Below are 26,442 nucleotides of genomic sequence, written 5' to 3'. Positions count from 1 at the left end.
ATGTTGCGCGCGGAGTGCAGAATGTCCCTTCCTGAAAAAGCCTTTCCGGTCTCCTGGGATCAGTTCCACCGCGATGCCCGGGCGCTCGCCTGGCGGCTTGCCGGCGCCAACAAGGGTCAATGGAAGGCCATCGTCTGCATCACCCGCGGCGGCCTGGTTCCCGCCGCCATCATCTCGCGCGAACTGGGCATCCGCGTGATCGAGACGGTCTGCGTGGCGTCCTATCATGATTACACCAGCCAGGGGCAGTTGCAGGTGCTGAAGGAGATCACGCCCGCCCTGCTCACTGATGACGGCGTTGGCGTGCTGATCATCGACGACCTCACCGACACCGGCAAGACGGCCGGCATCGTGCGCGCCATGATGCCCAAGGCGCATTTCGCCACCGTCTACGCCAAGCCGAAAGGCCGGCCGCTGGTCGACACCTTCGTCACCGAAGTCAGCCAGGACACCTGGATCTATTTCCCCTGGGACATGGGTTTTACCTACCAGAAGCCGATTGCCGACGATCACGCCGGCTGATTCGCTGCCGCCCTTTTTCTGTCCAAGCGGCCGGACCGCTCTGTTTGCTATGGAAACGGGCGGCGCAAGGCACAATATTCTGTTGAATTGCCCCCTGTTGGCGGAATTCGACGGGTTGGTGTGACGTTTTTTACTTTTATGACTTACACTTCGCCGTAAGATTCGTTTGGCGGCAAACGATTCTGAGGGCTGGGGTAGCTTTCTGCGATGTTGACGAAACCAACGACGCACAACCATATGGCCGAAAGGGTCCGGCGACTCTTCGGCACCGCGCCGTGTCGTCTGCAGGTTGCCGCACTGCCCTGGCGTACCACCGAAAACGGTGTCGAAATCATGCTGATCACCAGCCGCGACACCGGCCGCTGGGTTCTGCCCAAGGGCTGGCCCGAAGCCAGGGAGCCGCTCTGCGAGGCTGCCGCGCGTGAGGCCGGCGAGGAAGCCGGATTGCGTGGCAAGATCTCTCATTTCGAGGCCGGCCGCTATTTCTACGCCAAGGCCTTGGCTTCCGGCGAGGAAGTGCCTTGCGAAGTGCTGGTGTTCCCAATGCAGGTCGAGCGCGTTTCCGACCGCTGGAAGGAAAAGCGCGCGCGCACCCGCAAATGGGTCAATTCGGCCGAAGCCGTGCGCATGATCAACGAGCCGGATCTTTGCCAGATCATCGCGCATTTCTGCGCCGATCCCGACAAATTCGTCGTTAGGACGTAGGCACAGCCCCACAGCGGTCGTGCCATGTTCCCATGCGCCCGCATGGGTCTTGCCCATTGATTCCATTCGATCCTTCGCCCGCGGCGCCGTCGATCCAACTCCCATCTGACATCGACAGATCCCTCCCCCTTCCGGGTTGCGATTGGTTGCGAGTTGACATGCAGGTATTTACCTGCATATTGTGATTGCAAGATGAGTGAGACCGATGGACGCCGACAAGGTTTTTAAAGCGCTGGGTGATCCGACCCGCAGAAAGCTGCTCGATCTTCTGTGCGAGAAGAACGGGCAGACGCTGGGCCAGCTTTGCGAAAACCTCGACATGGCGAGGCAATCCGCGACCCAGCACATCGATCTTTTGGAGGCTGCCAATCTGATCAGCACGGTCAAGCGTGGCCGCGAAAAGCTGCATTTCATCAACCCCGTGCCGCTGCACGAAGTCTACGAGCGGTGGGTGCGCAAATTCGAACGGCAGCGGCTGAGCCTGCTGCACGACCTGAAGCAAGAACTCGAAGGAGACGACCAATGACCCGAGAAACCACCAGTTTTGTCTACGTGACCTACATCCGCTCGACGCCGCAAAAGGTGTTCGAGGCCATAACCAAGCCCGATATCGCCAAGCGCTACTGGGCCCACGAGAACGTCTCTGACTGGAAGCCGGGCTCGAAATGGGAACACATCCGCGCCAATGACGAGCGCACCGTCGAACTCGTCGGCAAGGTGGTCGAAATCTCGCCGCCGACCCGTCTGGTCATAACCTGGGCCAACGCCTCGCAGGCCGACGATCCGACCAAACAAAGCCGGGTGACCTTCGCCATCGAGGAATACGACACCATGGTCAAGCTGACCGTCAGCCATGACGAGCTCGAGGCCGGCAGCGGCATGGCCAAGGGCGTTAGCCAGGGCTGGCCGGCCGTGCTCGCCAGCATGAAATCCTTCCTCGAGACCGGCACCGGCATCGACCTTTTCGCCAAGCCGAAATCGGCCTGAAGCAAGCTTCCAGCGGGAGAACGACAATGACCAGGCATTTTATCGGCGGCTGCGCCTGCGGCGCGATCCGTTTTGAGGCGAGCGGCGAGCCGATCTTCCAGAACCACTGCCAATGCCTCGATTGCCAGAAGCGCAGCGGCACGGGCCATGGCTCCTTTGTAACCTTCGGCAAGCGCGCTGACGTAAAGATCACCGGCCAGCCAAGCACCTGGCGGATGATCGCAGACAGCGGCAATGAAAAGATCCAGGCCTTTTGCCCGACCTGTGGCACGCCGCTCTACCTGACCTTTGTCGCCATGCCGGAGCTGACGGCGATCCACGCCACCAGCCTTGACGACCCCGGCCAGTTCAACCCGCACGCTGTCACCTACACCTTCCGCGGCCATGCCTGGGACACGATCGATCCCGTGCTTCAGCCATTCGAGAGAATGCCCGGATGAACCAAAGCAGGGCCCTATCCCTTCGGATGGGGCCCTGCATTCAGCTCAGATCACCAGGCCCTTGGTCAGTTCCAGCGCCTGGCGCTCGAACAGACGGCGGTAGATGCCGCCCTTCAGCCGGATCAGCTCGTCATGCGAGCCCTCCTCGACGATCTTGCCGCGGTCGAACACCAGCAGCCTGTCGAGCGCCCGCACCGTCGACAGCCGGTGCGCGATGACCAGCGTTGTGCGGCCGACCATCAGCCGCTCCATCGCCTGCTGGATCAACACCTCTGATTCCGAATCGAGGCTCGATGTCGCCTCGTCCAGGATCAGGATGCGTGCGTCCGCCAGGAAGGCACGCGCGATCGCCACACGCTGGCGTTCGCCGCCCGACAGTTTCACGCCGCGCTCACCGACCAGCGTGCCGTAACCCTTGGGCAGGCTCGTGATGAAGTCATGCGCGCTGGCGAGCTTCGCGGCATGCTCGATCTCCGCCTGTGTGGCGTTGGGCCGGGCATAGGCGATGTTCTCCGCCAGCGAGCGGTGAAACAGGATCGGCTCCTGCTGGACAATGGCGATCTGCGCCCGCAGCGACGCTTGCGCCACCTGCGAGATGTCCTGCCCGTCGATCAGGATCCTACCGGCGCTGACGTCATAAAGACGCTGGATCAGCTTGACGAAGGTCGTCTTGCCCGAGCCGGAATGACCGACCAGCCCAACGCGTTCACCGGGCGCAATGTCCACCGAAAAGTCGCGGTAGAGCGGCAAGCGATGACTGCCATAGTGGAAGGTGACGTTGTCGAAGCCTATACGACCATCGGTGATCCGGATCGGCCGAGCGCCGGGCCGGTCCTCGATGCCGAGCGGTTGCGACTGGAAATCGACCATTTCCTCCATGTCGTTGATCGAACGCTGCAAATTGCGGATATGCGTGCCGATATCCCGGAGATAGCCTTGCAGCACGAAGAACGATGTCAGGACGAAGGCGACATCGCCTGCACTTGCCTGGCCCCAGGCCCACAGCATCAGCGACAGCCCGATCACCGCCGTCCGCAGCACCAGAAGCATGACGCCTTGCGTGGTGCCGTTGATGGTGCCGCGCACCCAGGTGCGGCGCGTGCGCGCCCGCCATTTGGCAACGACCCTGGCAAGACGCGTTTCCTCACGCGTCTCAGCGCCAAAGCCCTTGACCACCGCATTGCAGCTCACCGCATCGGCGAGCGAGCCGCCAAGCCGTGTATCCCAGCTGTTGGCAAGCCGTGCCGCGGGCGCGACATAGCCGAGCGACAGCATCGCCGTCACCATGATGAACAGCACCGAACCGACCGCCACGACCAGCCCCATCAGCGGCCAGAACCAGCCGAGCAGCAGCGTCGAGCCGACCAGCATGGCGACCGAGGGCAGCAATGCGATCAGGATCGTGTCGTTGAGCAGGTCGAGCGCCCACATGCCACGCGTGATTTTGCGCACCGTCGAGCCGGCAAAGCTGTTGGCGTGCCAGTCAGTGGAGAAGCGCTGGACGCGATGGAACGCATCGGCGGCGATGTCGGCCATCATCTTGAGCGTCAGTTCGACAATGCCCATGAAGGCGAGGTTGCGCAGCACCACGCCGGTCAGCGCCAGGCCAACGAGCGCGAAGAAGGCTGCCATTGCCGCATTCCACGCGACATCGTCAGCCGCCGCACTGCTGGCGACGGCATCGACCAGCCGGCCGGAATAGAGCGGCGTCAAGACGTCGGCCAAAGTCGACAGCAGGAAGCCGCCCATGATCAGCGAAAGCCGCCAGGGCTGGCGCCGCCAGTGGCTGAGCGTGAAGCCAAGAACGCTGCGAAAGGCGCTTGCGCGCAGATCGATTCGAAAACGAGCCATGATGTCATCCGGGCGCAAACGTGCCCGGTCCCGGTAAGGTCGAAAATTGAAAACCGCGCTGGGCAATTCGCCCGGGGCTGCGGAGGTTCGGCATAGGTGGCGGCGCGCCCTAGATATCGGGGGCGACCGGCATCGGCAGAAGCCTGTACTCGACCCGGCATCGGCGCGAAGGACAAACCTTCGCCGGACACCGGGTGAGACCTAGGCTTCGCGGCCTCGCATTACCATGTGAAATACTGCCATTCGGACCTCCCGCAAGACAATTGCGGAGCGGTCCTTATAGAGACGCCCCGGCGGATCGCCAAGAGCGAGCGCGCGGCAAAGCCTATCTGGTCCAACCAGTGAGGTTATTTTGCAACAACCGGCGGGCGGGCTTCGCCTGCGTGCCTCATTCCGGGTTGCGATCGAGGCGCATGTAGCGGCCATCGGTCGATCCCTTGAAGCCCAGCTTCTCATAAACGCCATGCGCGTCACCGGTCGACAGGCTCCAGTGCGAGACCATGCTGAGTTCAGGGTGATCGATGAGCGCCCGCACCAACTGCAAGCCAATGCCCCGGCCGCGATGCTGCGGCCAGATGATGATGTCGGCGAGATAGGCAAACACCGCACGGTCGGTGATGGCCCGGCCAAAACCGACTTGATTTCCATCCAGATAGGCGCCGGTGCAAAGCGAGTTGGCAAAGGCGCGGCGATGAAACTCATCGCTGCGACCGTTGCCCCAGTAGCTCGCCATCAACAGGTCGGAGGTCGCCCGGAAATCGATCCGTGACATGTCGAAGCTGATTTCACAGTCGGGCATGGTGTCTCGCAAAAAATAAGGGGCGGCCGAACTTTGGTCCGATCGGTGATTTGGTTTGCCCGCGCAGTACGCTTACGGCACCACGAGATAGGCTTTCTGGTCGGCGATCGCGATCGTCACATCGGTGCCGGAATTGAACTCGACGAAATCGACCTCCATCCCGTCGCTGAAGATGACGCCGCCTCTGCTCTGCCGCGACGAAATCACCAGCGGCCGGTCGCGGGTGATGACGCCATGCACCAGCGACACGCCGGTCGTGTTGCTCGGAAACGGTTCGCGAACCGAAAAGAACAGCTGCTCGCCCTCGCGGTCATAGCCTTGCGGCGGCACGGTCGGCACTGCGGTGTCGCCATAGGCCGCGGCCAGTCCGGCGGCGCCCGCCATGACCGAGCGCAGCCAACCGGTTGAGCCGGCGCCGGTCGAAATGATGATGCCGCTGGAAGACTGGCGCTCTGTCCTGCCGCCATAGGTCAGTTCATAGCGGGCCGAGACATGCGTCGAGGCGCCGACGAACAGGTCGTTGAAGGCGATTAGCCGGCGGCCGTCATTGGAACGCGCTTCGGCCATCACCACCGCCTGGCGCTTCGCCCTGCCGGAGAGTGTCAGGCCGAGGACCTTTTCGGTATCTTCTGCGCGCCACGGCAGCAGGGCGCCGTCAAAAAGCGCCGGGTTCGGGTTGATGCCGATCAGCGGCTGATACGGCAGATATTTGGCGGTGTTGGAGACCAGCCCGTCCTGGCCGAGCGCAATCACCACGTCGGACCCGAACTCGAACTGCGGCACCAGTTCCCGGTCGAGCCGCAATTGCTTGAGGCCCTGGGGAAGCGACCCCATCACCCGGTCGAGCGCCTGGTGATAGACATCATGCGCAGCCTTGACCGGGTCGAAATCCATGCCGGCCTGCCTGAGGTAAAAGCGCGCCTGACCCTGTGTGTTGAATCGCGTCGTCAGTTCCTCAAGCTCGGTCTTGCGGGTGACGACGATCACCCGGTCGATCGGCCTGTCGCTCTGGTCGCCGGCCACGCGTTCCTACCTTTCAGGACCCGGTCTTCGGCGTGGAAAGCTGGCTCAGCGCGCTGGTCAGCATGTCGGGCGTGATCGACAGATTGCCGACCGAGCCGCCCTTTTCCGCCCAGGCCTTGAAGGCCATCGCTGTCAGCACATGCGCCGGCGCCGACGAATAGACGGTGAGTTCGAGCTGCTGCGCCTTGGCTTCCGCCTCGGCCAGCGTCAACTTGTTGCGCGCCTCGGTGTCGACCAGCAGCTTGTTGCGTTCGGCAAGTTCGATCTCGGTCGCCAGTTCGCTCTGCTTGATCTCGCGCTCCTTCTCGACGCCCCAGGCGCGGCGCCCATAGATAGCGGCATCCGCCTGGCGCTGTAGCGCCTCGCGATATTCGGTCTGCAGCGCCTTGCGGATTTCCGGCGTCGGCTGCACCGAGGTGATGTGGACCTCTTCGATCGACAGGCCCGCGGTCGCGGCAATCCGATCGCCGCGCAGAAGTTCGGCCAGATTGCCGCCGAGCTTCGTCACTTCGGCCAGCGCCTGTTCCAGCGTCATGTTCGAGACCACCGCGCGCGCCCGGCTCTGTATGGCCAGCACCAGGCGTTCGGCGATCTTCTCGCGGCCGTCGCCGGCGACATCGGAACGGCTGAGCTTGGCGCTGAAGTCGAAACCTTCCGCCGCCTTGAGCGGATCGACAATGCGATAGCTGACCGAACCCTGGATCGCCAGATCCTGGAAATTCGCCGTCGTCTCGGTGAAGATGAACGGGTTGTCGAGCGACGTCACCGGCACCATGGCGATGGTGGTGCCGAACGTGCCGTACCAGAAGGAGATGCCGCGCCCCTGCTCCCGAACCTTGCCGTTCTTGAAGCGTAGGATGTGGTATTCAGGCGTTCCCTTGAAATAGCTGACAAACATACGAGCCCCCAAGGTTCATCAATTAAATCAGATATTTACCCGCGATCCCTGAAACGATTGGTGATGGGATAGCGGCGGTCGCGGCCAAAATTCTTCCGAGTGATCTTCACGCCCGGCGCCGCTTGCCGGCGTTTGTATTCGGCAATGTAGAGCAAATGTTCGACGCGCGTCACCGTCGCCCGGTCATGGCCGCGCGCGACGATGTCGTCGACGCCCATCTCGTTTTCGACCAGGCACTCCAGAATGTCGTCCAGCACCGGATAGGGCGGCAGCGAATCCTGGTCGGTCTGGTTTTCGCGCAGTTCCGCCGACGGCGCCTTGTCGATAATGTTCTTCGGGATCACTTCGCCGGACGGCCCGAGCGCGCCCGGCGGCACATGGCTGTTGCGCCAGCGCGACAGCGCATAGACCTGCATCTTGTAGAGGTCTTTTATCGGATTGAAGCCGCCATTCATGTCGCCATAGAGCGTGGCATAGCCCACCGACATCTCGCTCTTGTTACCGGTGGTGACCACCATCGAGCCGAACTTGTTCGAGATCGCCATCAGGATCGTGCCGCGCGCACGGCTTTGCAGATTTTCCTCGGTGATGCCTTCCTTGGTGCCTTCGAAAAGCTGCGTCAGCGCATGCAGGAAGCCTTCGACCGGCTCGAAGATCGGCACGATATCGTAGCGGCAGCCGAGCGCGCGGGCGCAGTCCTCGGCGTCCTTCAGCGAATCCTTCGAGGTGTAGCGGTAGGGCATCATCACCGCGCGCAGCCGCTCTTCGCCCAGCGCATCAACAACCAGTGCGGCGCAGATCGCCGAATCGATGCCGCCGGAGAGACCGAGCACCACATTCTTGAAGCCGTTCTTGTTGACGTAGTCGCGCAGCCCCAGCATGCAGGCGCGGTAGTCGGCCTCCTCGCGCTCGGGGATTTTCGACATCGGCCCTTCCGAGCAGACCCAGCCGGCATCCGTGCGCTTCCAGGTGGTGACGTCGACAATTTCCTCGAACTGGCTCATCTGGAAAGCGAGAGACTTGTCTGCGTTGAAAGCGAAACTCGCGCCGTCGAACACGAGTTCGTCCTGCCCGCCGACCTGATTGGCGAACAGAAGCGGAAGACCACTTTCGATCACCTGGCGCAGCGCCACTTGATGGCGCACATCGAGCTTGCCGCGATAATAGGGCGAGCCGTTCGGCACCAACAGCAGTTCCGCCCCGCTTTCAGCCAGCGTTTCGCAGACGCCGAAATCGTTCCAGATCTCCTCGCAGATCGGGATACCGATCCGCACCCCGCGGAAATTGGTGGGACCGGAGATCGAACCTTCCGAGAAGACACGCTTCTCGTCGAACTCGCCATAGTTTGGCAGATCAACCTTGTCTCGGGTCGAAAGGATTTTGCCTCCGTCGAGCACAGCCACCGAATTGTGCTTGCCTTTCTCGCCCTGCCGCGGAAATCCAATGATGATGCCGGGACCACCATCCGCGGTTTCGCGCGCCAACTCTTCTGTTGCCTTGAGGCAACCCTCCAGAAAGGCCGGCTTCAGCACCAGATCCTCCGGAGGATAACCGGAGATGAAAAGTTCCGTGAACAGGACGAGGTCAGCGCCCTGCCTGGCAGCGTCCGCCCTCGCCTCACGCGCCTTGGCGAGATTGCCGGCGATGTCACCGACGATCGGGTTCAACTGGGCAACGGCAATGCGAAGCGTGTCAGGAGCGGTCTTCTTGGTCATGCCTGCGGTTTAGCGCGGCAGAATTGCCCGAGCAATGGCGTTCGTTTGGACCACTACTCGCCCATATATTCGCGCAGCGCCTCAGGCGAATGGTTCTCGCCGATCGACATCGCCAGGATGCGCGAGATGTGCCGGCGCGGCAGGCCAGTCTCCTCAGCCCATTTGTTGATCTGCGCCTGGATCTTGTCGAGATCCCTCTTCGAGGTCGGGCTTTCGGCGATGTCGAGGCCGGCGTCGCGCAAGGCCGCCGCCATATCGGTCGAGACGACGAAGGCGTCCCATTCCAGCCAGCGCAGGAAATACTGGCCGGTATTGCCGCCGAGCCGGCTGCCATACTTGCCGAGATACGCCATCAGCCCGACCTGGTCGTCCGCCGGCCACTCGGCCAGAAACTTGCCGAAGCCGCCATGCTCCTTCGACACACGCTCGACGAAGGCGGCGTTGTCGCGCACCGATTTGATCTTCTGCGGATTGCGCACGATGCGCTTGTCGGCCGTCAAATCGTGCCAGAAATCATCGGGCTGGAACAACAGCCGCTTCGGCTCGAAATGCAGGAAGGCTTCCTCGAAGCCCGGCCATTTCTGCTCGATGACGCGCCAGACGAAGCCGGCGGCAAACACCCGCTCGGCCATCGTCGACAAGATTCGGTCGTCGGTGATCTTGGCCACGGCCGCATTGTCAGGCAAAGGCCCTAGCAGCGACGTCAGCACCGCCTCGCCGCCTTTGCGTTTTGCCGCACGGGCACGAATTTTCTCGAAGTCGGCCATTGGCACCCTGATTCAGTGTGGGTGGACGCGGCAATCTACCACTTCCCGTTCGCGCCGGTAGTCTCTAGGTCTAGGCAGACGCTGACCATGGAGGCGACCAATGCACAAGACCGTGCCAGAACTGGCCAACCGCTGGCTCAAGCGAACGCCTGAGACCCTCAGCGAACTCGAGCGGCGGGTGTTGCAGAGCACCGTCGACCGCAAGCCGATCTCGCAGGACATCAACGACAGCCTCACCGGTCTTGAGGGCGCCGGCGACCGGATCGCGGATGCCATCGCCCGCATCGGCGGCTCGTGGACATTCATTCTGTCCTTCATCGCCTTCCTGGTTCTGTGGATCGGCGCCAATTGGTGGCTGCTGGGGCGAGACTCGTTCGATCCCTACCCCTTCATCTTCCTCAATCTGGTTCTGTCGATGATCGCGGCACTACAGGCGCCGGTGATCATGATGTCGCAGAACCGCCAGGCCGCGCGCGACCGCATCGACGCCGCTCACGACTATGAGGTCAATCTCAAGGCCGAGATCGAGATCATGGCGCTGCATGAAAAGCTGGACGAGTTGCGCCACAGCCAGATCATCGGCATGCGCGACGAGATCGCGCAGATCGCCGAACAGCTGAAGCGGATCGACGAACGGCTGATGCCGCAGACATCATGACGGAGACCATCCATCATCTCATCGAGCAGTATGGGCTGATCGCCGTCTTTCTCGGCTGCGTCGCCGAAGGTGAAAGCGCTGCCATCCTCGGCGGCTTCTTCACGCACCAGCACGTCTTCATCCTGTGGCAGGCCTTCCTCGCAGCCGCCCTTGGCGCCTTCGTCGGCGACACTTTCTTCTTCATTCTCGGGCGGAGCTTTGCCGACCATCCTTACGTTCGCAAACTGAAAGCCAGGCCGGGCTTCAATCACGCATACCGTCTGGTCTCCTCGCATCCCAACATCTTCGTGCTGTCGAACCGCTACATCTATGGCCTGCGTCTGGTCGGCGGCATCGCGGCAGGCTTCGCCAGCATCACGGTGACGCGCTTCGTCGTTCTCAACGCCATCTCGTCGCTGGTATGGGCGGCACTGTTCTGCGGCATCGGCTATGTCTTCGGACTGGGTGCCGAGCGTATCGTCGGCCAGGCACTACACCGTCACGAACGGCTGCTGATTGCGCTCGCCATCGGGCTTGTCGTCGCCATCCTTGCCTGGGTCCTCGCCCGCTCGGTCGCCAGGAAGGAGAGCGCCAAGGACGCCCGCGACAGCGAAGCAACGTAGGACGTAGACTCATTACTTCGTATCCAAATGCGGACGGCTACAAGCTTGAGGGCAGCTTGGGCGGTCGAAGGAAAGTCTAATTGAACTCAAGCCTGTTGATTTTGGCGATCAGATCGCTGTCCAAATTCAGCATGGCCTCCGCGACATCGACATGACCTTTTGCAACGGCCTGAGCAGCCATCGCCGACAAAAGCATCGATTGATCCCAAGCATCATTTCGATGGAGACTTACGACCTCTCCAAGGCTCGCCAGAGCGCGGTGATAGTCGTCGGCGCATTCGGTGGAGATCTCAGGTCCGCGCCCCGTTCTCCGCGCAACTTCAATAGCTACAGGTAGCTGGAAGAATGAAGAGTCGATGGGCGTTCGCGTCTTAGCTGCGATTTCCACGATATGCGGAACAGCTGCATAAGAGGCTGTATAAACGTCACCTTGATGGCAAAGACTCGACCAGAGGCTATACCACGGCTCTTCCTGATAGCCATTCTTAGGACTGGTGGCTGAGCGCAATTCCCGCAGCAGACCTGGAACGTTCACCGCGCGGCCGTATGCATGCTGCAGTTCGCCCCATCGGTGGTCTTCAAGCGAGAGCATCAGGGTATCCTACCTTCCAAAGCCTCACAATCAAACACCACCTGCCATCGCCTGCGTCGCTGGTCCACAGTTTATGAGTTTACGGCCTAGTTCAGTCGTCGTCCTCGATCAAGGCGCGGTCGCCGCGGTCGAGGATCAGCGGGATGATCAAATCCTCCTCGTCGGCAAGATGCCGTTTCAGCATGGCGATCAGCCGGTCGTTCTCGTCGGCATAGGCGTCGGCGGCGAAGCGCTGCTTGTCCTCACTCTCCTCAAGCGTGCGGATGAAGGCGTTCGCCGCTTCGGCATTGCGCTCCAGCCCCTCATGAATGGTGTGGTGATCGGCATCGAGAATCTCGAAGCCGCGTTGCAGGCGCGGCTCGGCCTTGGCGAAGGCCGGGAAATATTGATAGTCCTCGACATTGTGATGCCCGTCGAGATTGCCGAGGAAATGGTTGAGCCGCGGCGCGAACCAGCGCGCGAAATCCGGCGCCGTCAGCCTGCCCTCACGATAGTCGCCAATGCCGTTGGTGAGCATGCCGCCTAGTTCGCGGAACATGTCGTGCCGCTGCAGCCACATATTGGCCAGGCCGTGGACGTTGGCATGACCCTGCCAGTTTTCCCTTGGATATTTCTGCGCCAGCCAGAGCAAGTCGTCCGGCAGGCCGGCACGTTCAAGCAACAGGGAATTGGCGGCCTCGGTCATGTCAGTCTCCTTTGGTGACCGACAGATAGGAATGGCAGGGCTAGATCGGTAGCCCTGTGATGCGCTCGATAATGGCGATGCCCCAAACGCCGGCGACGATGATCACCGAAATCAGCACTGCCAGCGAGCCGCAATCCTTGGCCAGCTGGATGTCGATGTTGAACTCGCGGCTGAAGGCATCGCAAGCGGCCTCGATGCCGGTGTTCAGCACCTCGACCATGATCAAAAGCAGCACGGCGCCGATCAACAGCGCATAGCCGCGCCACGACACCGAGACGAACCAGCCGAGCGGCAGCGCAAGGACGAGCAGTATCAGTTCCTGCTGGAACGCCTTTTCGCTGGCGGCGAGCTTGCGAAAAGCCCGCACCGAATTGAAGAAAGCATCGATCAGCCGTTGCATGCCCGCGCATCCCCTTCGAATCACCGGGAGGGGATATCGCAATGGCCGGATCAAGGGAATAAGGCAGCCATGCCAAAAATCACTCGTCCGCAACCTTGATCGTCGGCGTCGACCTCTCGAACTGCGGCAACCCATCGTCGATCGTGTAGTAATCGCCCTTGTCGCCGACGAAGATGTGGCATTCGCCCTCGAGCCTTGTCGGGGCATCGAACGATCCGGCCAGAACCGAGACATACGCGTCCTGGCCGGGCTTCCAGAACAGCACCGAGCCACATGTCTTGCAGAAGCCGCGCCTGGCAAAAGAGGACGCTTCGTACCAGGTGATGTTCTCAGTCCCCGTTATGGTGATGTTGTCATCGGCGACGTTGGTTGCGGCGTAAAAATGCCCGCTCTGCTTGCGGCACTGCGAGCAGTGGCAATAGATCACGCCGCGCAACGGCCCTTGCGTCTGGAAACGCACCGCCCCGCACAGGCAAGACCCGCTGCTGATATCACCCATCCCTGCCCTCCACTGCCATCGTTCACGGCTTCGACGCTACCAGAGAGGATTTCAGTTTTGCGAAAGCCGGGCACCAGCAAATGCGACATGAGATGGGCGTGTTCGCGCTTCTCCCACTGCAGCCTGAAGTAGAATTGTCGCGTTCCCTAGCGGCACATTAAGGAAACTTTAGCGCCGGCGCATTTATGGTCGTTGCCAAGCGAAGGTCGCGATTGGGGACGCGTCTTTCGTAAGATGATCCGAAATACGGCTGGTCCTCCCCCGGTCGGCGACATCTCGCACGCGCAGGTCTGCGATGGTTCCCAGGGGTAGAGTGAACAGAACATGCAGCCGGCAGCCGCCCAGACCGACCGAAACAGCGACATTGCAACAGCCGTTGTGACGACCATGCGCCAGCTCGGCGTGCTTGGCCTGCCGCGCAATTACGAAATCTTCTATGAAGCGCTGAAGGGCACCAATCGCGAACTCGGCCTTGCCGTCGTCGCGCTCGGCAATCGGCCGACACAGGACGATCTCGACCGCATCGGTCGAGCCTTCTTTGCCCAGCATCATGGTCCCGGCATTGTCGAGCAGGCGCGCGACGTGCTGGCCAGGGAACTCGAGGATATCGCCTTGCTGCTGCGCAGCGAACGCAGCCATATCGAGAAATACGGCAGGATCCTTGACGAGACGTCGAGCGGGCTGGCCAATCGCAGCTTGCTTTCACAAGATCTCTTGCAGAAAGTCGCCAGCGCCATGGCGGTCGCCACCAATTCGACCCTTGACCATGGCAAGCAGGTTGCCACCACGCTCAGCGAGAAGACGGCGGAACTGGAGAGCGTCAAGTCGAAGCTTGAGGAGTATAAGCGGCTCGCCGACACCGACCCCTTGACCCATATCTGGAACCGGCGCGCCTTCGACAAGGAAATCACCAGGATTTATACCTCCAACAAGGGCATCCTGTTCAACGCGTTGATCCTTGCCGACATCGACCATTTCAAGGATGTCAACGACCGCTACGGCCATCCGGTCGGTGACAAGATCATCCAGATCGTCGCCGAGATCTTCCAGACCAGCATCCGCGAAGACATGTTCGTTGCCCGCACCGGCGGCGAGGAATTCGCGCTGATCATCGAAGGCGCCAGCGAGGATACCACCTACGAGATCGCCGAACGCATCCGCGTGCTGATCGAACAGACGCCGTTCACCAGCAGCCACACCGGCATCAATTACGGCACGGTGACCGTTTCCATGGGCATCTGCATGGCCTCCGAGGCCGAAAGCCCGGAGGATCTCTACACCAAGGCGGACCGGGCGCTCTACCGCTCCAAGGTCGGTGGGCGCAACCGCGTCACCCGGCATTCGACGATGGCCGGCCGCACCGGCAAGAACTGGCTGCTCTACAAGAAAGACTGACGCTTCGGCGCACAGCCTGCTCGCTGGCTTGTGCAAATTTGTTGAACATCGCCTCTTTCCATATGAATTTTCGTGGACTATATTTTCCATGGAAAGAGAGAGGCCATGTCGACGACACAACCCAAAATAGCCGCCAAGACGGCCGAAAACGCGGTTCTGACCAAGGCAACACTGCGCGCGGCCGAGCTCCTGGATATTACCTCCAGGATGCTGGCGTCGATCATCGGCGTCTCGGAAGCCACGGTTTCGCGCATGCGCAGGCAGGAATTCCTGCTGGAGCGCGGCACCAAGCCGTTCGAGCTTGCGGTGCTGTTCGTGCGGCTGTTCCGTTCGCTCGACGCCATTGTCGGTGGTGACGAGACGATAGCCCGGGCATGGCTGAAGAACGCCAACACGGCGTTCGATGGCAGCCCGCTTGAAAAGATCCTCACCATCACCGGGCTTGTCGATGTCATTGCCTATCTGGACTCCCGACGCGCTCTGGTCTGAAGCGGTACGGCTCGACGGCAAATGCTGGCGCATGGTTGAGGCGCAGCACCGCGTCTCGACGCTGAAAGTCGTCGACACGCTGGACGAGCAGGCGCTGCTCGAGGATCTGATCGAGGAGACCAAGCCGCAGATCCCCCTGGAATGCCGGCATCTCCACTACCTCCTGGCGACGCCCTTCCGCTACGGCTCGGTCTATCCCTACGGCTCGCGCTTCCGCCGCGCCGGCCGCACCCTTGGCGTCTATTACGCGGCGGAGACGATCATGACGGCCGTCGCCGAAATGGCCTTCTACCGCCTGCTGTTCTTCGCCGATTCGCCCGACACGCCGTGGCCGCACGACGCCGCTGAATACACCGCCTTCGCCGCTGCGATCCACACCGACAAAGCCGTCGACCTGACGCGGCCGCCGCTCGATCGCGATGAGGCTCAGTGGACGCATCCGACCGATTATGCCGCCTGCCAGGCGATTGCCGATGTCGCGCGCGAGGCCGGGCTGGAGGCGATCCGCTACCGTTCGGCGCGCGATCCGAAGGGCACCAATGTAGCGTTGCTGACATGCCGTGGCTTTGCCAAGGCCAAGCCGCTGGAGCCGCACACCTGGCGCATCCGGCTCGGCTCGTTCGGCGTCCAGGCGATCTGCGAATTTCCGGAAAGGCGAATCGAGTTTTCAAGGACGGCGTTCGCCAATGATCCCCGTCTGAATGGACTGCGCTGGGAACGGGGCGCTAAACCGCCTCCCCGCTAAGCGAGGATGTTCACGGCACGCGCCGCCACCAGCGCGATCGTCAGCAGCGAGATCATCGCCTCCGCCATCATCAGCAGCTTGGCACGCTGGCTGAGCGGCAAGGTGTCGGTCGGCGAGAACGCTGTCGCATTGGTGAAGGCCAGGAACACATAGTCGATGAAGCCCGGCAGCCAGCCATGGGTTTCGCGGTCGGGCAGCGTCATTTGCGGGAACAGGAAGTCGGCCTGCGCGCGCTTGACCAGACCGCAGGTCGGCGGCCCGCCCCGGTCGGTGCTCCAGAACCACAGAGCGAAGACGATGACATTGGTGACCCAGATGTTCAGCGCATCGACAAGCAGCGTCGTTCCGGCGCCCGCATGGCCTTCGAGCAGCGCCTTGACCAGCAGGACCAGTGCCCCGCAGTTCATGGTGCTGATGACGCCGGTCATGACCAGCGCCGTCCGGCGGATGTAGACGCGAAACCGGCCGATCGCATACCAATGCTCGTGGTCGACGGCCTTCTGCGCCGCCATCTGTGTCCAGGCGGTCGCGATCGACAGCGGCACAAGCAGCGTCGCCTCGATCATGGGCGCCAGCCAACGCGGCCCGAACGACAGGTTGTTGATGACCAGAAGCTGCAGGCAGATGATGACGAGGACCGCGGCGCGCGCCAACCAGAAGTCAAGCGCGCGGTGATGAATGATGGCGTGCTCGTGGCGCATGGTGCTGGCGACCGGATGCAGAGGGCTCGGAGCTTCCGCGTTCCGCCTCAATCTTGGTCTTGCAATGGTCGCGCGCGGACACATTTTCGTCAGTTCGGATGTGATGACAACCCGCCATGCATCGTCACAAAACGAAAAAAGCGCCGGATTTCTCCGGCGCCTTCGATCAAGTCAGCCAGCAAACGGGTTCAGCCGTTGGCAACCTGCTTGTGCTGCACCGGATGGCTCTTCTTGAGCAAATCGGAGACGAGGAATGCCAGTTCGATCGCCTGGTCGGCGTTGAGGCGCGGGTCGCAATGGGTGTGATAGCGGTCCTGCAGTTCCTCGGCGGTGATGGCGCGGGCGCCGCCGGTGCATTCTGTGACGTTCTTGCCGGTCATCTCGACATGGATGCCGCCGGGATGCGTGCCCTCGGCGCGATGCACTTCGAAGAAGGTCTGTACTTCCTTGAGGATGCGGTCGAACGGCCGCGTCTTGTAGCCGGCGGCCTCGATGGTGTTGCCGTGCATCGGGTCGGATGACCACACGACGCTGCGGCCTTCCTTCTGCACCGCGCGCACCAGCTTCGGCAGATGGTCCGCGACCTTGTCGGAGCCGAAGCGGGCGATCAGTGTCAGCCGGCCCGGCTCGTTCTCCGGATTGAGCAGGTCGATCAGCTCCAGCAAGCCGTCAGCCGTCAGCGACGGACCGCATTTGAGGCCGAGCGGGTTCTTGATGCCGCGGCAATATTCGACATGCGCATGGTCGGGCTGGCGCGTGCGGTCGCCGATCCAGATCATGTGGCCCGACGTGGCGTACCAGTCGCCAGAGGTCGAATCGACACGGGTCAGCGCCTCTTCATAGCCGAGCAGCAGCGCCTCGTGGCTGGTGTAGAAATCGGTCTCGCGCAGCGCGTAGTTGGTCTCCGAGGTGATGCCGACGGCCTTCATGAAGTCCATAGTCTCGGTGATGCGGTTGGCAAGCGACTCGTATTTTTCACCCTGCGGGCTGTCGGAGACGAAGCCGAGCATCCAGCGATGCACATTCTCCAGGCTGGCGTAGCCGCCCTGAGCGAAGGCGCGCAACAGGTTGAGCGTCGCCGCCGACTGGCGGTAGGCCATCTCCTGGCGAGCCGGGTCGGGAATGCGCGACTTGGCGTCGAACTCGATGCCATTGATGATGTCACCGCGATAGCTCGGCAGCGTCACCTCGCCCTTGGTCTCGTTGTCGGACGAGCGCGGCTTGGCGAACTGGCCGGCGACGCGGCCGACCTTCACCACCGGCTGCGCGCCGGCAAAGGTAAGCACCACCGACATCTGCAGGAAGACGCGGAAGAAGTCGCGGATATTGTCCGCGCCATGCTCGGCGAAACTCTCGGCGCAATCGCCGCCCTGGAGAAGGAAGGCGTCGCCGTTTGCGACAGCCGCCAACTGCTTCGTCAGCTTGCGTGCCTCACCGGCAAAAACCAGCGGCGGAAAGGTGGCGAGCTGGGCTTCCGTGTTCTTCAGCGCGGCAAGGTCCGGATAGGCAGGAACCTGCTTGATCGGCTTTGCTCTCCAAGAATTCGGCGACCATTTCGTCATCGCTGCACCCAAACGCTCTTTCCAGCGGGGCTTTGCCCGCCATTCCCGCCCCATATGGGGTTCGCGGCTCCATACACGAAGCCGATTTCCTATTCTAGACCGGAATTCAAGCGCTGGCGAATGCCGGCCGGCGGCTCACCCTACCGTCTGTGACAGAGCGAGATAGAACAGGCCCAGCCCCAACAGCAGGCATGACGGGCTGTAGAACCAGCTGTCATAGCTGGCAAAACGTGTGGTCCTGACCCGCTTGAACAACCCGAAATACCGCGACCAGCTCAACGCCCTCGCGGTGAATATGAACGCCCACAAGATGATGCCCGCCTTCAGCAAGGGTTGCGGCATTGGCAGGTGAACCGCCCCTGTGAAGCCGAAAACCAGCAGCAGCACCACAACCAGGATCACCCCCACCGCCAGCGCCCCGAAGGCCGTCTCCTTGATGGCGAGCGTGCCGTCCTCGCGTTGCGGCAGTGCGACGCCGGCGCCGATCCGCCCACCGACCCCCCAATAGAGATGAAAGCCGGCCCCGAGCAGAAGAATGGCCGAGCAGAGAGCGACGACCACGCTCGCCATGCCTATCGGGCGACCTCGTTCAACCGCCTGAGCTGGCGACCGAGCCCACCCGTCAGATCGAGTGCAAGCATGCGCAGCAAGGCGATGGCGCTCCACAACGGCCGATCCGCGAACGGCTTGTTGCTGTTGTGCTCAAGGAAAGGGTGCGTGAGCAAAGCCGCGACATAGAAGAACGGAATGATGACCAGAAAAGCCCACCAAACGACCAGAAAGGATGCGGCAATCCCGGCGAGCGGCGCGAAAAACAGGCCGATATAGTGGATAAACCGGGTCGAAGGTTTTGAATGGCCGGCGAGATAGCCGAGCCAGTATTCATCGAAGGTCTGCGGGTTCATGGAATTCCCCGTTCAGCGATGAGTTGCAGGATCCATCTGACGCCTTAGGCCCAAATACCTCAATGGCTCCAATCGTCGCAGACCATGAAGCGATCTTTGCTCCTGCTCTAGGCGGCCTTCTCCACCAGCCGCGCCAACTGCGTCATGACGACAGCCGAACCTGCCAGCCGCTTCTCCGCGGTTGGCCAATCGCGGATGAAGACCACGCTATGGTCGGCCCTGATCTTGGCCAGCGAGCCTTGCTCGCCGATGTATTTGACCAGCCCCACCGGGTTGGAGAATTCGCGCTTGCGGAAGTGGATGACGACGCCCTTTGGCCCGGCATCGAGCTTCTCGACATTGGCCTTGCGGCAGAGTGCCTTGATGAAGACGATCTTGAGCAGATGTTTTACTTCCTCCGGCAGCGGGCCGAAACGGTCGATCAACTCGGCGCCGAAAGCGTCGATTTCCTCGGTGTTTTCGAGATCGCCGAGGCGGCGATAAAGCGCAAGCCTCAGTTGCAGGTCCGGCACATAGCTCTCCGGGATCATGACAGCCGTGCCCACCGCAATCTGCGGCGACCAGCCGCCGTCCTGGACCTCGCCGGAATCCTTCACCTCGGCCACCGCCTCCTCCAGCATCTGCTGGTAGAGTTCGAAGCCGACCTCCTTGATATGGCCGGACTGCTCTTCACCCAGAAGATTGCCGGCGCCACGGATATCGAGATCGTGGCTGGCGAGCTGGAAGCCGGCGCCGAGCGTGTCCAGCGACTGCAGCACTTTCAGCCGCCGCTCGGCCGTGTCGGTCAGCTTGCGGTTGGCCGGCAGCGTGAACAGCGCATACGCCCGCACCTTGGAACGGCCGACGCGGCCGCGCAGCTGGTAGAGCTGCGACAGGCCGAACATGTCGGCGCGATGAATGATCAGCGTATTGGCGGTCGGTATGTCCAGGCCGGATTCGACGATGGTGGTCGACAGCAGCACGTCATACTGGCCGTCATAGAAGGCATTCATGATGTCGTCGAGTTCGCCCGGCGGCATCTGGCCATGCGCCACCGCCACCTTCAGCTCCGGTACGGATTCCCTCAGGAAATCATGGATTTCGGCGAGATCGCTGATACGCGGCACGACATAGAAGGAATGGCCGCCGCGATAGCGCTCGCGCAGCAGCGTCTCGCGGATGACCAGCGGATCGAAAGGCGAGATGAAGGTGCGCACCGCCATCCGGTCGACCGGTGGCGTGGCGATCAGCGACAGTTCGCGCACCCCGGTCAAGGCAAGCTGCAAGGTGCGAGGAATAGGCGTTGCCGACAGCGTCAGCACATGGACGTCGGTCTTGAGGTCCTTCAGCCGCTCCTTGTGTTTGACGCCAAAATGCTGCTCCTCGTCGATGATCAAGAGGCCGAGATTCTTAAACGAGATCGCGGAACCGAGAAGCGCATGGGTGCCGATGACGATATCGACCTGGCCCTCGGCGATGCCTTTCTTGGTTTCCGCCAGTTCCTTGGCGCCGACCAGCCGCGAGGCCTGGGCGACGCGGATCGGCAGGCCGGAGAAGCGCTGCGAAAACGTCTTGAAATGCTGTCGCGACAACAGCGTCGTCGGCACCACGACAGCGACCTGGAACCCTTCCATGGCAGCGATGAAGGCGGCGCGCAGCGCCACTTCCGTCTTGCCGAAGCCGACATCGCCGCAGATCAGCCGGTCCATCGGCTTGCCGGCGCCGAGATCGTCCATGACGGAATCGATCGCGCCCTGCTGGTCGTCGGTCTCCTCATAGGGGAAGCGCGCCGAGAATTCGCCGTAGAGCCCTTCCGCCGGCACCATGGTGGGGGCCGAGCGCATCTGGCGCTCAGCGGCGATGCGGATCAGCTGTCCCGCCATGTCGAGCAGGCGCTTCTTCAGCCGCGCTTTGCGCGACTGCCAGGCGCCGCCACCGAGTTTGTCGAGCGAGGCTTCGGCCGAATCCGAACCGTAACGCGACAGAAGCTCGATGTTTTCCACCGGCAGGAACAGCCGGTCGTCGCCGGCATAGTGGATTTCCAGGCAGTCATGCGGCGCACCGACCGCCTCGATGGTGCGCAGGCCGATGAAGCGGCCAATGCCGTGATCGGCATGAACGACGATGTCGCCGGCCGAAAGCGACGACGCCTCGGCGATGAAGTCGGACGCGCGCTTCTTGCGTTTTGAGCGCCGGATCAGCCGGTCGCCCAAAATATCCTGTTCGGCGACGACGACCAGCTGTTCGGTCTCGAAGCCGGATTCCAGCGGCAGCACGGCAAGCGCTGCCTGCCCCGGCTCGAGCTTTTCCGCCTCGGAGAGCGTCGCCACCGGCACGAGATTGCCGAGATGATGTTCGGCGAGAATCTGGCTGAGCCGGTCGAGCGAGCCTTCAGTCCAGCCGGCGACGATGACGCGGCGGCGCGCCGCGCGCTCGTCGGCGATGTGTTTTACCACCACGTCGAAGACGTTGGCGTTGGGGTCGGCGCGTTCCTCGGCAAAGCTGCGGCCATGACGCGAACCGCCATGGAAGACTTTCCTGGCCCCGACATCGGGTGCATCGAAGGCGGTGAAGTCGATGGCTTCGCGCGGTCCGAGCGACGCCACCAGGTTTTCCGGCGAGAGATAGAGCAGGTCCGGCGCCACCGGCTTGTAGGGCACGGCGTCCTTCAAGGCGGCGTCGGCCTGTTTGCGGCGCGCCTCGTAATGGTCGAGGATCAGCGTATGGCGCTCGGCCAGCGCCTCATGCGCCAGATGATCAAAGATGACGGGCGCGTCCGGCAGATAGTCGAACACCGTCTCCAGCCGCTCGTAGAACAGCGGCAGCCAATGTTCCATGCCGGCAAACCGCCGGCCTTCGCTCACCGCCGCGTAAAGCCCGTCATCGCGCTGCGGCGCGCCAAAGGCTTCGATATAGGAGCGGCGGAAGCGGCTGATGGTTTCGGGCGTCAGCGCCACTTCGCTCATCGCCTGCAGCGCCATCGACTTGCGCTGGCCGGTGGTGCGCTGCGTCGCGGCGTCGAAGACGCGGATCGATTCCAGCGTGTCGCCGAAGAAATCGAGCCGCAGCGCCTCCGTCCAGCCGGGCGCGTAAAGGTCGAGGATGCCGCCGCGAACCGCGAATTCGCCGACGCCGCGCACCGTCGGCACCCGCTCGAAGCCGGAAATCTCCAGCCGCGACACCAGCGCGTTCATGTCGATCTGGTTGCCGGGCCTGGCGTGAAAGGTCTGTGCCTCGACCAGATCAGCCGGCGGAATGCGCTGCAGAAGCGCATTGGCTGTGGTCAGAATGACCGCGCGATGCGGCTTTTTGGCCAGCGCGATCATTGCGGTAAGCGCATCGAGCCGCTTGGCGGCGGCATCCGAGCCGGGCGAGACGCGATCGTAAGGCAGACAGTCCCAGGCCGGCAATTCCAGCACCGGCAGGCCGGGCGCGGCAAAGGTCAGCGCCTCGGTGATCGCCGGCAGGCGCTGGCCGTCACGCGCCACGAACAGCACGGGCTTGTCCGGCGCAATCTCATGGATCGCCTGCACCAGCGCAAAGGCTTCGTAGCCGTCGGCGACGCCGTCGACGATGAACTGGCCGGCGCGGCCTTTCGGCAGACCGATTTTGGGAATGAGGCTCATGATTGCACGGTCTTGGTTGTCGCAATTCCCGTAGGAAAACCGCTTCGCACTTTTCCTGGAATTGCTTGTGTTCAGAATGTCATGGTCCGGCGCGATGCCAGGATCTTTTGCAGGACGGCACAGTCGATATCCCCGGGAACCGGGCGTTCGCCGGTGACCATGGGCAGGAATTCGGTGTCGGGAATGTCGAGGAGCCTTTCATATTGGTCGATTTCGTCGCCGGTCAAGGCGCCGATCTCGTTGTCGGCAAAGGTGCCGAGGATCAGGTCCATCTCGCGCATACCGCGATGCCAGGAGCGGAACAACAGCTTGCGACGCCTGATATCCAGCCCCTCGCTTGATCGTTTCGTCCCGGTCATCGTGCCGCATCCTCGCCTGGTGCGGCGCATATAGCGTGGATAGAGGGCGGTGTCAGCCTTGCGCAATGGCCGTCGCGACATAAGCTGACATCATGCGTCCTTCCCTTCTCGATCCGCTATTCGTCCCGATCACTTCGCTTGCCGGCGTCGGGCCGAAGGTTGGCGCGCTGATCGAGAAGGTGGTGGCAGCCGATCTCGGCGATCGGCCCGCTCGCGCTGGCGACCTGTTGTTCGTGCTGCCGCACACCGTCATCGACCGCCGCAATCGTCCCGGCATCGCGCTGGCACCAGCCGGCGCCATCGTCACACTCGACGTGCGCATCGACCGCCATCAGCCGCCACCGCGCGGCAACCGGTCGGTGCCTTACCGCGTCTATGCCCATGACGACACCGGCGAGATCGGGCTGACCTTCTTTCACGCCCATGCCGCCTATCTCGAAAAGGCGATGCCGGTGGGCGAACATGTCACCGTCTCCGGCCGCATGGAATGGTTCAACGGCCGCCCGACCATGGTTCACCCCGACCATATCGCGCTCGCCGGTGACACGGAGAGCTTGCCGCTGGTCGAGCCGGTCTATCCGTTGACCGCCGGCCTGTCTGGCAAGGTGCTGCGCCGCGCCATCGGCCAGGCGCTCGGCCGCCTGCCGGAACTGCCGGAATGGCAGGACGCTGCCTTCATGCGCAAGCAGACGTTTCCTGCCTTTGCCGATGCGCTCGCCCGAATTCACTATCCGGCGGACCCGATCGACGTCGCCATCGAAGGGTCGGCATGGCGCCGTCTCGCCTATGACGAGCTTCTCGCCGGCCAGGTGTCGCTCGCTTTGGTGCGGGCAAAGGTGCGCCGCCTGTCGGGCCGGCCGCTGATCGGCGACGGCCGCATCGTCGAGAAATTGCGCGCGGCCCTGCCCTATTCATTGACCGGCAGCCAGGAATTCGCGCTCGCCGAAATCAACGCCGATCTCGCCGATCCCGAACGCATGCTGCGCCTGCTGCAAGGCGATGTCGGCTCCGGCAAGACGGTGGTCGCGCTGCTCGCCATGGCACGCGCCGTCGAGGCCGACGGCCAGGCAGCGCTGATGGCGCCGACCGAAATCCTGGCGCGTCAGCATTTGGCGACAATCACCCCGCTGGCCGAGCAGGCCGGCCTGCGCGTCGCCATCCTTACCGGCCGTGAAAAGGGCCGCGAGCGCACCGAAACGCTGGCGGGTCTCGCCAGCGGTGACATCGACATCGTCGTCGGCACCCATGCGCTGTTCCAGGAAACGGTGACCTATCACGACCTCGTCTTTGCTGTCGTCGACGAGCAGCATCGCTTCGGCGTTCACCAGCGGCTTGCCATCACCGCCAAGGGCGACGCGCCCGACATGCTGGTGATGACGGCAACGCCGATCCCGCGCACGCTCGTGCTGACCGCCTTCGGCGACATGGATGTGTCCAAGCTGACGGAAAAGCCCGTTGGCCGCCAGCCGATCCGCACCGTCACCCTGCCGCTGGAGCGGCTGGACGAACTGGTCGGACGCATGCTCGACGCCGTCGCCGACGGCCAGAAGATCTACTGGATCTGCCCGCTGGTCGAGGAATCCGAAGAGATCAAGCTGATGTCGGCCGAGGACCGGTTTGCCTCGCTACAACCTTTGTTCGGCGACCGCATCGGCCTTGTGCATGGCCGCATGAAGGGCGCCGAAAAGGACGAGGCGATGCGCGCCTTCAAGGTCGGCGAGACCCGCATCCTGATCGCCACCACGGTCATCGAGGTCGGCGTCGACGTACCGGACGCCACGATCATGGTCATCGAGCACGCCGAGCGCTTTGGTCTGGCACAACTGCACCAGCTGCGTGGCCGCGTCGGGCGCGGTGACAAGCCCTCCTCCTGCGTGCTGCTATACAAGGACCCGCTCGGCGAAACGGCAAAGCGCCGGCTGTCGGTGATGCGCGAGACCGAGGACGGCTTTTTGATCGCCGAGGAGGATCTGAAGCTGCGCGGCGAGGGCGAGTTGCTCGGCACCCGCCAGTCCGGCACTCCGGGTTTCCAGGTGGCGCGCATCGAGGCGCATGCGGATCTGCTCGAAGCCGCCCGCGACGATGCAAGGCTGGTCCTGTCACGCGACTCTGAGCTACAATCCGAACGCGGAGAAGCGCTGCGCCTGCTGCTCTATTTGTTCGGCCGCGACGAGGCCGTGCGGCTCTTGCGCGCCGGCTGAGCCAGGGCGCCGAGCGGCGGGTTGGCGAGATCGCCGTCGATCGGCTCGCCATTCACCGTCACCATTTTCGGCTTGACCTCGGGCGCCACCAGCCCGGCCGAGACGATCAGCCTGGCGCCGTCCTCGATCGTCATGTCGAGCAGCACGATGTCGGATTTCAGCACATACATCAGGAAACCGGTGGTCGGGTTCGGCGTGCACGGCATGAACACGGCGATCATCGGATCGCCCTCCTGGTCGAGCTTCTGGTTGATCTCGGTCTCCTTCTCGCTGGCGACGAAGACCAGCGACCAGACGCCCTTGCGCGGATATTCGACCAGCCCGACCTGGCGGAACATGTCGCCCTTGTTCGACAGCACCGTCTGGAAAATCTGCTTCAGCGAACCGTAGATGCCGCGCACCAGCGGCATGCGGCCAAGCAGCCGCTCGCCGAAATTGACGATGGCGCGGCCGACAATGTTGGCCGTCATGAAGCCGATCAGCGTGATCAGGATGAGCGCCACGATCAGGCCGAAACCGGGAACCGGAAACGGCAGATAGGTGTCGGGGCTATAGCGCGCCGGAATGTAGGGTTTCACCCAGGAATCGACCCAGCCGATGAACGACCAGGCGATATAGGCGGTGATCGCCAGCGGCGCGCAGACGATGAAGCCTGTGAGGAAATAATTCCTCAGCCGGGTCATGCCGGAAGTTCTGGGAGCATCGGACATGGGTCACCGGGGCGCGGGTTGCAGCGCAACATTAGTGAACCGCAAGGCGCTTTGGAACTGCGAAGTTTTTAAAGACCGCCAATGAGCGGCGCGCTACTCCACCGTCACCGATTTCGCCAGATTGCGCGGCTGGTCGACGTCGGTGCCCATGAAGACGGCGGCGTAGTAGGCCAGCATCTGGATCGGCAGTGCGTAGATGATCGGCGAGATGATCTCCGGCACGTCGGGCAGGATGATCGTTTCCATCGTCTTGACGCTCGACTGCGCGGCGCCCTTGGCGTCGGTGATCAGGATGATCTTGCCGCCGCGCGCCGCCACTTCCTGCATGTTCGACACGGTCTTTTCGAAGATGCGGTCGTGCGGGGCGATGACGATCACCGGCATGTTCTCGTCGATCAGCGCGATCGGCCCGTGCTTCAGCTCGCCCGCGGCATAGCCTTCGGCGTGGATGTAGGAGATTTCCTTGAGTTTCAGCGCGCCTTCCATGGCCAGCGGGAAATTGGTATCGCGGCCGAGATAGAGCACGTCCTTGTAGCGCGAGATTTCACGCGCAATGCGCTCGATCTGTTCCTCGAGCTTCAGCACCTGGTTGGCGTAGCGTGGCGCCTCCGAAAGCGCGCGCACCAG

The 26,442-nt window shown here is 62.5% G+C and carries 29 protein-coding genes; 11 read left to right on the top strand and 18 right to left on the bottom strand.

Annotated elements, in window-relative coordinates; translation table 11 throughout:
• The first annotated feature begins 21 nt into the window (after positions 1-21).
• The 5 genes from gpt to AC1DZ8_RS30275 all read left to right on the top strand — a co-directional run bounded on the left by gpt (position 22) and on the right by AC1DZ8_RS30275 (position 2,654).
• The gene (gpt, locus tag AC1DZ8_RS30295) at positions 22-522 is read left to right on the top strand and encodes a xanthine phosphoribosyltransferase (protein ID WP_112567259.1); all 501 of its coding nucleotides are present in this window, start codon (positions 22-24) and stop codon (positions 520-522) included.
• Between the two features lie 207 nt (positions 523-729).
• Entirely contained in the window at positions 730-1,227 is a 498-nt protein-coding gene (locus AC1DZ8_RS30290) for an NUDIX hydrolase (protein ID WP_477306413.1), read from the top strand.
• 205 nt (positions 1,228-1,432) lie between these two features.
• Positions 1,433-1,753: an ArsR/SmtB family transcription factor gene (locus AC1DZ8_RS30285; protein WP_142864953.1), complete on the top strand. Its 321-nt coding sequence runs from the start codon at positions 1,433-1,435 to the stop codon at positions 1,751-1,753.
• Positions 1,750-2,214: an SRPBCC family protein gene (locus AC1DZ8_RS30280; RefSeq protein ID WP_477306415.1), complete on the top strand. Its 465-nt coding sequence runs from the start codon at positions 1,750-1,752 to the stop codon at positions 2,212-2,214. The genes AC1DZ8_RS30285 and AC1DZ8_RS30280 overlap by 4 nt, the downstream gene beginning before the upstream one ends.
• A gap of 26 nt (positions 2,215-2,240) precedes the next feature.
• Positions 2,241-2,654, top strand: a complete 414-nt coding sequence (locus AC1DZ8_RS30275) for a GFA family protein (protein ID WP_477306417.1) — start codon at positions 2,241-2,243, stop codon at positions 2,652-2,654.
• A 45-nt stretch (positions 2,655-2,699) separates the two neighbouring features.
• Here the strand turns inward: AC1DZ8_RS30275 and AC1DZ8_RS30270 are convergent, their stop codons facing one another.
• The 6 genes from AC1DZ8_RS30270 to AC1DZ8_RS30245 form a co-directional block, all read right to left on the bottom strand.
• Positions 2,700-4,505, bottom strand: a complete 1,806-nt coding sequence (locus AC1DZ8_RS30270) for an ABC transporter ATP-binding protein (RefSeq protein ID WP_477402138.1) — start codon at positions 4,503-4,505, stop codon at positions 2,700-2,702.
• A gap of 388 nt (positions 4,506-4,893) precedes the next feature.
• A complete protein-coding gene (locus AC1DZ8_RS30265) occupies positions 4,894-5,304 on the bottom strand; it encodes a GNAT family N-acetyltransferase (RefSeq protein WP_477306421.1) in 411 nt (136 codons plus the stop codon).
• Between the two features lie 72 nt (positions 5,305-5,376).
• Positions 5,377-6,327: a diacylglycerol kinase catalytic domain-containing protein gene (locus AC1DZ8_RS30260; protein ID WP_477306423.1), complete on the bottom strand. Its 951-nt coding sequence runs from the start codon at positions 6,325-6,327 to the stop codon at positions 5,377-5,379.
• Positions 6,328-6,340: 13 nt separating this feature from the next.
• Positions 6,341-7,225, bottom strand: coding sequence for an SPFH domain-containing protein (locus AC1DZ8_RS30255; protein WP_477306425.1), 885 nt, complete (start codon positions 7,223-7,225; stop codon positions 6,341-6,343).
• Positions 7,226-7,260: 35 nt separating this feature from the next.
• On the bottom strand, positions 7,261-8,940 hold the full coding sequence (locus AC1DZ8_RS30250) for an NAD+ synthase (RefSeq protein WP_477306427.1): 1,680 nt from the start codon (positions 8,938-8,940) through the stop codon (positions 7,261-7,263).
• 53 nt (positions 8,941-8,993) lie between these two features.
• Entirely contained in the window at positions 8,994-9,707 is a 714-nt protein-coding gene (locus AC1DZ8_RS30245) for a DNA-3-methyladenine glycosylase I (protein WP_477306429.1), read from the bottom strand.
• 100 nt (positions 9,708-9,807) lie between these two features.
• On the opposite strand from AC1DZ8_RS30245, the gene AC1DZ8_RS30240 reads away from it, so the two are divergent.
• Together AC1DZ8_RS30240 and AC1DZ8_RS30235 are read left to right on the top strand one after the other, a co-directional pair.
• Positions 9,808-10,365 (top strand): DUF1003 domain-containing protein, encoded by a 558-nt coding sequence (locus AC1DZ8_RS30240; RefSeq protein ID WP_477306430.1) that lies wholly within the window; start codon positions 9,808-9,810, stop codon positions 10,363-10,365.
• Positions 10,362-10,967, top strand: a complete 606-nt coding sequence (locus AC1DZ8_RS30235; RefSeq protein ID WP_477306432.1) for a DedA family protein — start codon at positions 10,362-10,364, stop codon at positions 10,965-10,967. Before AC1DZ8_RS30240 ends, AC1DZ8_RS30235 begins: the two co-directional genes overlap by 4 nt.
• 76 nt (positions 10,968-11,043) lie before the next feature.
• Here AC1DZ8_RS30235 and AC1DZ8_RS30230 read toward each other — a convergent pair whose 3' ends face one another.
• The 4 genes from AC1DZ8_RS30230 to AC1DZ8_RS30215 form a co-directional block, all read right to left on the bottom strand.
• Positions 11,044-11,559 (bottom strand): hypothetical protein, encoded by a 516-nt coding sequence (locus AC1DZ8_RS30230; RefSeq protein ID WP_477306434.1) that lies wholly within the window; start codon positions 11,557-11,559, stop codon positions 11,044-11,046.
• A gap of 91 nt (positions 11,560-11,650) precedes the next feature.
• Positions 11,651-12,244, bottom strand: a complete 594-nt coding sequence (locus AC1DZ8_RS30225; RefSeq protein ID WP_477306436.1) for a hemerythrin domain-containing protein — start codon at positions 12,242-12,244, stop codon at positions 11,651-11,653.
• 40 nt (positions 12,245-12,284) lie between these two features.
• Positions 12,285-12,644: a diacylglycerol kinase gene (locus tag AC1DZ8_RS30220; protein ID WP_477306438.1), complete on the bottom strand. Its 360-nt coding sequence runs from the start codon at positions 12,642-12,644 to the stop codon at positions 12,285-12,287.
• 79 nt (positions 12,645-12,723) lie between these two features.
• Complete coding sequence (locus AC1DZ8_RS30215; RefSeq protein WP_477306440.1) at positions 12,724-13,143, bottom strand: GFA family protein; 420 nt, start codon at positions 13,141-13,143, stop codon at positions 12,724-12,726.
• 324 nt (positions 13,144-13,467) lie between these two features.
• Here AC1DZ8_RS30215 and AC1DZ8_RS30210 point away from each other — a divergent pair, with 324 nt between their 5' ends.
• The 3 genes from AC1DZ8_RS30210 (at position 13,468) to AC1DZ8_RS30200 (ending at position 15,772) form a co-directional block, all read left to right on the top strand.
• Positions 13,468-14,538 (top strand): GGDEF domain-containing protein, encoded by a 1,071-nt coding sequence (locus AC1DZ8_RS30210; RefSeq protein ID WP_477306442.1) that lies wholly within the window; start codon positions 13,468-13,470, stop codon positions 14,536-14,538.
• Positions 14,539-14,643: 105 nt separating this feature from the next.
• Positions 14,644-15,027, top strand: coding sequence for an antitoxin Xre/MbcA/ParS toxin-binding domain-containing protein (locus AC1DZ8_RS30205; protein WP_477306444.1), 384 nt, complete (start codon positions 14,644-14,646; stop codon positions 15,025-15,027).
• Positions 14,987-15,772, top strand: a complete 786-nt coding sequence (locus tag AC1DZ8_RS30200; RefSeq protein WP_477306446.1) for an RES family NAD+ phosphorylase — start codon at positions 14,987-14,989, stop codon at positions 15,770-15,772. Before AC1DZ8_RS30205 ends, AC1DZ8_RS30200 begins: the two co-directional genes overlap by 41 nt.
• Here the strand turns inward: AC1DZ8_RS30200 and AC1DZ8_RS30195 are convergent.
• The 6 genes from AC1DZ8_RS30195 to AC1DZ8_RS30170 form a co-directional block, all read right to left on the bottom strand.
• Positions 15,769-16,473: a hypothetical protein gene (locus AC1DZ8_RS30195; RefSeq protein WP_477306448.1), complete on the bottom strand. Its 705-nt coding sequence runs from the start codon at positions 16,471-16,473 to the stop codon at positions 15,769-15,771. The two genes, AC1DZ8_RS30200 and AC1DZ8_RS30195, sit on opposite strands and share 4 nt — an antisense overlap.
• Before the next feature lie 188 nt (positions 16,474-16,661).
• Entirely contained in the window at positions 16,662-18,035 is a 1,374-nt protein-coding gene (locus tag AC1DZ8_RS30190) for a class II 3-deoxy-7-phosphoheptulonate synthase (RefSeq protein WP_477402132.1), read from the bottom strand.
• 135 nt (positions 18,036-18,170) lie between these two features.
• Entirely contained in the window at positions 18,171-18,605 is a 435-nt protein-coding gene (locus AC1DZ8_RS30185) for a DUF3995 domain-containing protein (RefSeq protein ID WP_477311017.1), read from the bottom strand.
• Positions 18,606-18,607: 2 nt separating this feature from the next.
• Positions 18,608-18,940 (bottom strand): Mpo1-like protein, encoded by a 333-nt coding sequence (locus AC1DZ8_RS30180; protein WP_477311019.1) that lies wholly within the window; start codon positions 18,938-18,940, stop codon positions 18,608-18,610.
• Positions 18,941-19,047: 107 nt separating this feature from the next.
• Positions 19,048-22,545 (bottom strand): transcription-repair coupling factor, encoded by a 3,498-nt coding sequence (gene mfd / locus AC1DZ8_RS30175; RefSeq protein ID WP_477311021.1) that lies wholly within the window; start codon positions 22,543-22,545, stop codon positions 19,048-19,050.
• Between the two features lie 71 nt (positions 22,546-22,616).
• The gene (locus AC1DZ8_RS30170; protein ID WP_142864970.1) at positions 22,617-22,904 is read right to left on the bottom strand and encodes an FAD assembly factor SdhE; all 288 of its coding nucleotides are present in this window, start codon (positions 22,902-22,904) and stop codon (positions 22,617-22,619) included.
• A 92-nt stretch (positions 22,905-22,996) separates the two neighbouring features.
• On the opposite strand from AC1DZ8_RS30170, the gene recG reads away from it, so the two are divergent.
• Complete coding sequence (gene recG / locus AC1DZ8_RS30165; RefSeq protein ID WP_477311024.1) at positions 22,997-25,105, top strand: ATP-dependent DNA helicase RecG; 2,109 nt, start codon at positions 22,997-22,999, stop codon at positions 25,103-25,105.
• Here recG and AC1DZ8_RS30160 read toward each other — a convergent pair.
• Positions 25,057-25,815 (bottom strand): DUF502 domain-containing protein, encoded by a 759-nt coding sequence (locus AC1DZ8_RS30160; RefSeq protein ID WP_477311026.1) that lies wholly within the window; start codon positions 25,813-25,815, stop codon positions 25,057-25,059. The two genes, recG and AC1DZ8_RS30160, sit on opposite strands and share 49 nt — an antisense overlap.
• A 93-nt stretch (positions 25,816-25,908) precedes the next feature.
• Positions 25,909-26,442 (bottom strand): SIS domain-containing protein (locus AC1DZ8_RS30155; protein WP_477402129.1); only part of this gene is annotated, 534 nt, incomplete at its 5' end.

Source organism: Mesorhizobium sp. P2_F7 (genome assembly GCF_056403695.1).
Note: the sequence above shows the minus strand (reverse complement) of the source record. Positions and strands in the feature narration are given on the sequence as shown.

What these genes read in the sequence shown, in the direction of transcription:
- AC1DZ8_RS30235 (WP_477306432.1), top strand. Translation starts at nt 10,362, where the DNA reads ATGACGGAGACCATCCATCATCTCATCGAGCAGTATGGGCTGATCGCC.
- AC1DZ8_RS30190 (WP_477402132.1), bottom strand. Translation starts at nt 18,035, where the DNA reads ATGACGAAATGGTCGCCGAATTCTTGGAGAGCAAAGCCGATCAAGCAG.
- AC1DZ8_RS30215 (WP_477306440.1), bottom strand. Translation starts at nt 13,143, where the DNA reads ATGGGTGATATCAGCAGCGGGTCTTGCCTGTGCGGGGCGGTGCGTTTC.
- AC1DZ8_RS30200 (WP_477306446.1), top strand. Translation starts at nt 14,987, where the DNA reads ATGTCATTGCCTATCTGGACTCCCGACGCGCTCTGGTCTGAAGCGGTA.
- AC1DZ8_RS30170 (WP_142864970.1), bottom strand. Translation starts at nt 22,904, where the DNA reads ATGACCGGGACGAAACGATCAAGCGAGGGGCTGGATATCAGGCGTCGC.
- AC1DZ8_RS30230 (WP_477306434.1), bottom strand. Translation starts at nt 11,559, where the DNA reads ATGCTCTCGCTTGAAGACCACCGATGGGGCGAACTGCAGCATGCATAC.
- AC1DZ8_RS30195 (WP_477306448.1), bottom strand. Translation starts at nt 16,473, where the DNA reads ATGCGCCACGAGCACGCCATCATTCATCACCGCGCGCTTGACTTCTGG.
- AC1DZ8_RS30290 (WP_477306413.1), top strand. Translation starts at nt 730, where the DNA reads ATGTTGACGAAACCAACGACGCACAACCATATGGCCGAAAGGGTCCGG.
- AC1DZ8_RS30255 (WP_477306425.1), bottom strand. Translation starts at nt 7,225, where the DNA reads ATGTTTGTCAGCTATTTCAAGGGAACGCCTGAATACCACATCCTACGC.
- AC1DZ8_RS30250 (WP_477306427.1), bottom strand. Translation starts at nt 8,940, where the DNA reads ATGACCAAGAAGACCGCTCCTGACACGCTTCGCATTGCCGTTGCCCAG.
- AC1DZ8_RS30285 (WP_142864953.1), top strand. Translation starts at nt 1,433, where the DNA reads ATGGACGCCGACAAGGTTTTTAAAGCGCTGGGTGATCCGACCCGCAGA.
- AC1DZ8_RS30180 (WP_477311019.1), bottom strand. Translation starts at nt 18,940, where the DNA reads ATGAACCCGCAGACCTTCGATGAATACTGGCTCGGCTATCTCGCCGGC.
- AC1DZ8_RS30265 (WP_477306421.1), bottom strand. Translation starts at nt 5,304, where the DNA reads ATGCCCGACTGTGAAATCAGCTTCGACATGTCACGGATCGATTTCCGG.
- recG (WP_477311024.1), top strand. Translation starts at nt 22,997, where the DNA reads ATGCGTCCTTCCCTTCTCGATCCGCTATTCGTCCCGATCACTTCGCTT.
- AC1DZ8_RS30185 (WP_477311017.1), bottom strand. Translation starts at nt 18,605, where the DNA reads ATGGCGAGCGTGGTCGTCGCTCTCTGCTCGGCCATTCTTCTGCTCGGG.
- AC1DZ8_RS30240 (WP_477306430.1), top strand. Translation starts at nt 9,808, where the DNA reads ATGCACAAGACCGTGCCAGAACTGGCCAACCGCTGGCTCAAGCGAACG.
- AC1DZ8_RS30205 (WP_477306444.1), top strand. Translation starts at nt 14,644, where the DNA reads ATGTCGACGACACAACCCAAAATAGCCGCCAAGACGGCCGAAAACGCG.
- AC1DZ8_RS30220 (WP_477306438.1), bottom strand. Translation starts at nt 12,644, where the DNA reads ATGCAACGGCTGATCGATGCTTTCTTCAATTCGGTGCGGGCTTTTCGC.
- AC1DZ8_RS30225 (WP_477306436.1), bottom strand. Translation starts at nt 12,244, where the DNA reads ATGACCGAGGCCGCCAATTCCCTGTTGCTTGAACGTGCCGGCCTGCCG.
- mfd (WP_477311021.1), bottom strand. Translation starts at nt 22,545, where the DNA reads ATGAGCCTCATTCCCAAAATCGGTCTGCCGAAAGGCCGCGCCGGCCAG.
- AC1DZ8_RS30210 (WP_477306442.1), top strand. Translation starts at nt 13,468, where the DNA reads ATGCAGCCGGCAGCCGCCCAGACCGACCGAAACAGCGACATTGCAACA.
- AC1DZ8_RS30280 (WP_477306415.1), top strand. Translation starts at nt 1,750, where the DNA reads ATGACCCGAGAAACCACCAGTTTTGTCTACGTGACCTACATCCGCTCG.
- AC1DZ8_RS30270 (WP_477402138.1), bottom strand. Translation starts at nt 4,505, where the DNA reads ATGGCTCGTTTTCGAATCGATCTGCGCGCAAGCGCCTTTCGCAGCGTT.
- AC1DZ8_RS30160 (WP_477311026.1), bottom strand. Translation starts at nt 25,815, where the DNA reads ATGTCCGATGCTCCCAGAACTTCCGGCATGACCCGGCTGAGGAATTAT.
- AC1DZ8_RS30245 (WP_477306429.1), bottom strand. Translation starts at nt 9,707, where the DNA reads ATGGCCGACTTCGAGAAAATTCGTGCCCGTGCGGCAAAACGCAAAGGC.
- gpt (WP_112567259.1), top strand. Translation starts at nt 22, where the DNA reads ATGTCCCTTCCTGAAAAAGCCTTTCCGGTCTCCTGGGATCAGTTCCAC.
- AC1DZ8_RS30275 (WP_477306417.1), top strand. Translation starts at nt 2,241, where the DNA reads ATGACCAGGCATTTTATCGGCGGCTGCGCCTGCGGCGCGATCCGTTTT.